This is a genomic window from Thiohalomonas denitrificans (assembly GCF_016841685.1).
Taxonomy (GTDB): Bacteria; Pseudomonadota; Gammaproteobacteria; order Thiohalomonadales; family Thiohalomonadaceae; genus Thiohalomonas; species Thiohalomonas denitrificans_A.
Map to the genome: position 1 here is coordinate 3,344 of NZ_JAENYR010000030.1, position 5,425 is coordinate 8,768.

Sequence of the window (5,425 nt, forward strand, 5' to 3'; positions counted from 1 at the left end):
TGACCGTGCCGGCTTTTGGTGCGGTTGGTGGTCTATCGAGAATGCGCCCTACGGGAGTTCCGAACGGTTCTGATTCCACGTTTTTTTGTAGGGTGCATTCTTCCAGATGCACGCACCACCGATGCCCGACGGCGCGAGGCACGGATGGGCCTCCGGAGCGGCGAAATTCTCCAAATGCACCGTTTCGCCGAACGTTCGGTGTTGCGGCGCATTTTTCCCGGGCCCCCGCAACGTATGGGGCATTCCGTGACCGTGCCGGCTTTTGGTGCGGTTGGTGGTCTATCGAGAATGCGCCCTACGGGGCAGCGAGAGCAAACATCTGCCCACTGATTCTGCGAAAAATACCTTTTCCCTCCTGCCTATATGGACATAAGCGTCCGGTTTTCCGTTGCAGGTTAGAGAAGATCGGGAACTTGGCACAATCGGGGCACTCTGTTCTTAAAAGCGTTCTTTCCTTGTCTATCCTTGCTGTACGGGGCCGAGCGCGGCCGAGCTTTTCCACCCGGAGAACAACCATACGAGAAGCGCTATGGCACATGATCCCAATGATCGATCCCAGGAGTTTATCGATTCCCTGTCCGCGTATACCCGTGAACACAAGGCGCGGTACTGGGAGGGAAACTTTCAGGAGTTCCTCGAGCAAGTCGTCCACGAACGACCGATCGATGTGGCGCGAACCTCTCACCAGTACATCTGGGACATGCTGCGCTGGTACCGCAAGGAGAAAGAGGAGAGCACAGATACCGATGAGTCTCCCACGCAACTCTTTTCCAATGAATTGTTCGGTATCGACTCGGCACTGGGTCGGGTGGTGGACTACTTCAAGGGCGCGAGTGCCGGCTCTGAGGTCGGGCGACGCCTGCTGCTTCTCCTGGGCCCCCCTTCGGGCGGTAAATCGACCCTGGTCATTCTGCTCAAGCGGGGCCTCGAGGAGTACAGCCATACCGAAGATGGTGCGCTCTATGGCCTGAAGGGCTGTCCGGTGCGCGAATCCCCCCTGCATCTGGTTCCCTATACGCTGCGCGGGGAATTCCGCGAAAACTACGGGGTGGAGATCCAGGGGGAGCTCTGTCCCTACTGCCGTACGCGACTGGAGGATGAGTTCGAAGAGGACTTCATGCGCTTCCCGGTGGAGCGCATCTTCCTCTCCGAAGCGTCCCGCAGCGGCGTCGGTACGTATGCACCCCATGATCCGACCACCGCCGATATTGCCGACCTGGTCGGTTCTGTCGATCTTTCCAAGGTCGCCGACTACGGGGACGAAGGCGACCCGCGCGTTTGGTCCTGGTCCGGCGCGGTGTATGCGGCGAGTCGCGGCCTGCTGGAGATGATCGAGATTCTCAAGGTCAAGCGGGAGTTTCTCTATCTGCTGCTGACGCTGACCCAGGAGAAGAACGTCAAGGTGGCCCGTTTTCCGCTCATCTACCTCGACGAGACCATCGTCGCCCATACCAATTTGGCCGAATTCAACAAGTTTGTTCAGGAGAAGGAGAACGAGGCACTGCTCGACCGTATGGTGATCGTGCAGGTGCCCTATACCCTCGACTACCGGGAAGAGGCACGCATCTACCAGAAACTGATCTCCACGGCCTCCGCCTTCCGCGATGTGCACCTGGATCCGCATACCCTGCGGGTGACCGCGGTCTTTGCCATTCTCACCCGGCTTCAGCGCGGCGAGCGTGAGAACATGGACCTGTCACGCAAGGTGCGGCTCTATGCCGGTGAATCCGTCGAAGGCATTTCCGAGAACGAGGTGGAACGCATTCGCAAGGAGACACCCGCCGAGGGCTTGACCGGCGTCTCGCCCCGCTTCGTGATCAACGCCATCTCTAACGCCATCACGCGCAGCGAGGTGAGCAGCCTGACCTCCATGGAAGTCCTGCTGGCGCTAAAGGATGCCATCGAATCCGATGCCCGCATGGAGGAGAAACACAAGCGGCACTGGATCGATTTCCTGGTCATCGCGCGCAAGGACTTCTACAACCGCTGGGTCAAGGAGGATGTCCACAAGGCGATGTTCGCCTCCTTCGAGGAAGAGGCGCAGACGCTGCTCGACAAGTATCTCGACGAGGTCGAGGCCTCGCTGGATCAGCGCGCGGTGGAAGACCCGATCACCGGTGAACAGCGTCAGCCGGATGAGCGCTTCATGCGGCAGGTGGAGGAGAAGATCCATATCTCCGACTCCGGCAAGGGCAGTTTCCGGCAGGAGGTCGTCCGCAAGGCGATGGTGGCTTTCAAGCGCGGTGAATCCTTCACGCTGGATAGTCATGCCCGGCTCCACGAGGCCATCAAACAGTACCTCTTCGAGGAGCGTCGCGATGTGCTGCGGCTGGTGACTTCGAGTGCCCGCCCGGATGAAGAGGCGCAGCAGAAGATCTCGGCCGTGGAACAACGCCTGGTAGACGAATACGGCTACGACCGGCATTCGGCCAGAGAGGCATTGAATTACGTCACCACGCTGTTATCGCAGGAATAGGGGAGGCGAATGAGCGAGCGGAACCAGTATCATTCCACAACCAGTGCGGATACTCGCTGGTACGGCCTTTTCTCCCGCGGTAGTCGCGACTGGCTGCGTCACAACGAGAAGGTACGTGAGGCGGTCCGTGACCATGTCATGGATATCGCCGCGGAAGCGGACGTGCTTTCCGGCAGCGGCGAACGGCGTGTCCAGGTGCCGGTGCGGTTTCTGGAGCACCACCGCTTCAAGCTGGCGAAGGGCAAGCAGAGCAAGGGCGTTGGACAAGGCAAGGTGCAGCCCGGTGATGTACTCCGTCAGGGACAGGCTCAGGGCGAGGAGGGCGGCAAGTCCGGTAGCGGTTCCGGTGAGGGCGGACTGGAGTTTGTGCTGGAGTTCAAGGTCGATGAGTTGGTCGAGTGGCTCTGGGAGGAGCTGGAACTTCCCAACCTGGAGCCGCGTGCCAATACCATTGATGAAGATGACTTCACCCGTGCCGGTTGGGACAAAAAAGGGGCCCGCGCGCGCCTCGACCGGCGGCGGTCGATGAAGGAGTCTATCAAACGGCGTGCGGTCCAGCCCGAAGGGCCGATCTTTACCAACGAAGACCTGCGCTACAGGCAGCTGGTGCGTCGGCCGCGCCCCTCGACCAATGCCGTGGTGTTCTTTGCGCTTGATGTCTCCTCGTCGGTAACCGAGCGGGAACGCCGGCTGGCCAAGACCTTTTTCTTCTGGGCCCTGCAGGGACTCCGCAGGGAGTATGAGCGTATCGAAACCGTGTTCGTGGCCCACACTGTTCGTGCCTGGGAATTCCCGGAGCAGGAATTCTTCCAGGCCCGTGCCCAGGGCGGGACCGTGGCCTCCACCGCCTTCAATAAGGTGCTGGAGGTGATCAACGAGCGTTACGACCCGGGGCGCTACAACGTCTACCTGTTTTATGCGTCGGACGGCGAAAACTTCGCCGACGATCGTCAGCCGGCCGGTGCCGCACTCGAGAAGCTCTGCCCGATGAGTAGTTTCATCGGTTATCTGGAGACGGGCCGCACCGTCCAGTCCGATTATCAGACGGAGACCTCCAGGCTATTCCAGCGGGCAGCGCTCAAGGGCTTTCCGGTAGCCACCTATCCGCTCGCCGAAGAGGGACATGTGTGGGCCGCCATTCGTCACTTCTTCCGCCGGCAGGCCGCCGAGCAGGAGGAGGTGCAGGTTTAATTGAATTTCTCACCGCAAAGGACACAAAGAAAGACCTGACTGCATGTGCAGCAATGGTCCCGCTCTTGCCGGCGAACTGCATCGAGTGGAAATAGGCCATTGAAGTCTTTGCGCTCTTGGCGTCTTTGCGGTTTGATTCTTTAAGTCTCAGCCAATCGATTGGGCCGATATGAATGAAAAGCTGAAGGAGTACACCGAGCGGCTGGAGGCGCTTGGCAAGGAACTGGGGCTCGATTATTACCCGGTGGATTTTCAACTTGTGCCTCCCGCCTTCATGATGGAGGTGGCGGTCTACGGCCTCCCGGTGCGAATGCCACACTGGTCGTTCGGCGTGCGTTACATTTATCAACTGGTGCAACACCGGATGGGCGCCTCCAAAATCTTCGAGGTGGTCTATCCCGGCAATCCGGGTCGTGCCTATCTGGCCGACACCAATACGGTCGAGGAAAACACCCTGGTGGTCGCCCATGTGTTGGGCCATGCGGATTTTTCGAAGAATAATTTGTTGTTCAGGCGCGGCCAGGAAGAGATTGGTTATCACATCGTCGAGCAGGCCGCCGCCCATGCGGGGCAAATCTCGAACGCGATCACTGAACATGGGCAGGAGCGTGTCGAAGCCGTTCTTGATGCGGCGTTGGGGCTGGAGCAGCACATCGATATTCACAAGGGGCTGCGGCGACCCCGCTATCCCGAGTGGGAGGAGGTACCTTCCGGGGAGGTCGAGGATGAGTTCCAGGCTCGGTACGGAAAACTCCTGGAGGAGGTGCCGGCCTCCGAACCGCGACCGTCGCGCCGTCGGGCAGCGATTCCGCCGCATCCGGAACACGATCTGCTGTGGTTCATCGCCCAGTACGCCCCGGAACTGGAGGATTGGGAGCGCGACATCTTCCTCATGGTGCGGGAGGAGTCCTTCTACTTCTACCCGGTTTTTGCCTGTCAGATCATGAACGAGGGCTGGGCCTCCTACTGGCATGCACGGCTGCTGCGTGAAGCCGATTTTTTGCCCCCGGATCTTTATGTCCAATCCGCCAAGACTCACTCGGATGTGGTTCGTCCCTATGCCGGTGAGCAGCAGGTTGCGCTCTCCATCAACCCCTATCACCTGGGCTTCTCCCTATGGGAGGAGATTGTGAAAAATCAGGGGCTGGAGGCGGCGCGTTCCATCATGGAGCAGGATGATGATTTCAGTTTCATCCGTAATCATTTGACGGAGCAGATGGCCAGGGATTTGGACCTGTTCGATTTCTCCGCCCGACGTGACGGCCGGATCATTGTTGATGAATTTGATATTGATGCCATCCGCGAGGCGGTGTTGTTGCACAAATTCAATTTCGGCGCACCGCGGGTAGCCGTCACCGATCTGCGTAACGACGGGACGCTGGAATTGCGTCATTTCAGCGAAATCGACGGGCGTGGACTCGACCTGAGCAGCGCCCGAAAGGTCCTGGAGTACATCCACCGGGTCTGGCGACGCCCGGTCCAGGTGGAAACCATCGACGCCAACGGCGAAAAGGAGATCATCCGTGAAGGCTTCGGGCCTCGCGAAGTATCGGCGTCCCGGTAGGCGGCGGCGCCTGCCCCGCACCCACCCTCGTAGGGTGCATTCTTCCAAATGCACCCACCACCGATGAGCGGCGGCGCCAGGCACGGATAGGCCACCGGCGCGGCGAGATTCTCCAAATGCACCGTTTTTCCGAACGATCGGAGTTGCGGCGCATTTATCAACGGGCCTCATAATGGCATGGGGGATCCGGTAAC

Annotated in this window: 3 protein-coding genes; all 3 read left to right on the top strand. The window is 59.6% G+C overall.

The genetic code is table 11. The annotated features are described in order from the left end of the window. Positions 1–529: 529 nt before the first annotated feature. The 3 genes from Q7L05_RS08400 to Q7L05_RS08410 all read left to right on the top strand — a co-directional run bounded on the left by Q7L05_RS08400 (position 530) and on the right by Q7L05_RS08410 (position 5,231). On the top strand, positions 530–2,476 hold the full coding sequence (locus Q7L05_RS08400) for a serine protein kinase (protein WP_303904762.1): 1,947 nt from the start codon (positions 530–532) through the stop codon (positions 2,474–2,476). A gap of 9 nt (positions 2,477–2,485) precedes the next feature. Next, positions 2,486–3,667, top strand: coding sequence for a DUF444 family protein (locus Q7L05_RS08405; protein ID WP_303904763.1), 1,182 nt, complete (start codon positions 2,486–2,488; stop codon positions 3,665–3,667). 169 nt (positions 3,668–3,836) lie between these two features. Next, positions 3,837–5,231 carry a SpoVR family protein gene (locus Q7L05_RS08410; RefSeq protein ID WP_303904766.1) on the top strand — a complete coding sequence of 465 codons (1,395 nt, stop codon included), beginning with the start codon at positions 3,837–3,839 and terminating at the stop codon, positions 5,229–5,231. Positions 5,232–5,425: the final 194 nt, after the last annotated feature.

Bases quoted from the DNA above. Each gene is read 5' to 3' on its own strand.
- Q7L05_RS08400 (WP_303904762.1), top strand. From the start codon at position 530: ATGGCACATGATCCCAATGATCGATCCCAGGAGTTTATCGATTCCCTG.
- Q7L05_RS08405 (WP_303904763.1), top strand. From the start codon at position 2,486: ATGAGCGAGCGGAACCAGTATCATTCCACAACCAGTGCGGATACTCGC.
- Q7L05_RS08410 (WP_303904766.1), top strand. From the start codon at position 3,837: ATGAATGAAAAGCTGAAGGAGTACACCGAGCGGCTGGAGGCGCTTGGC.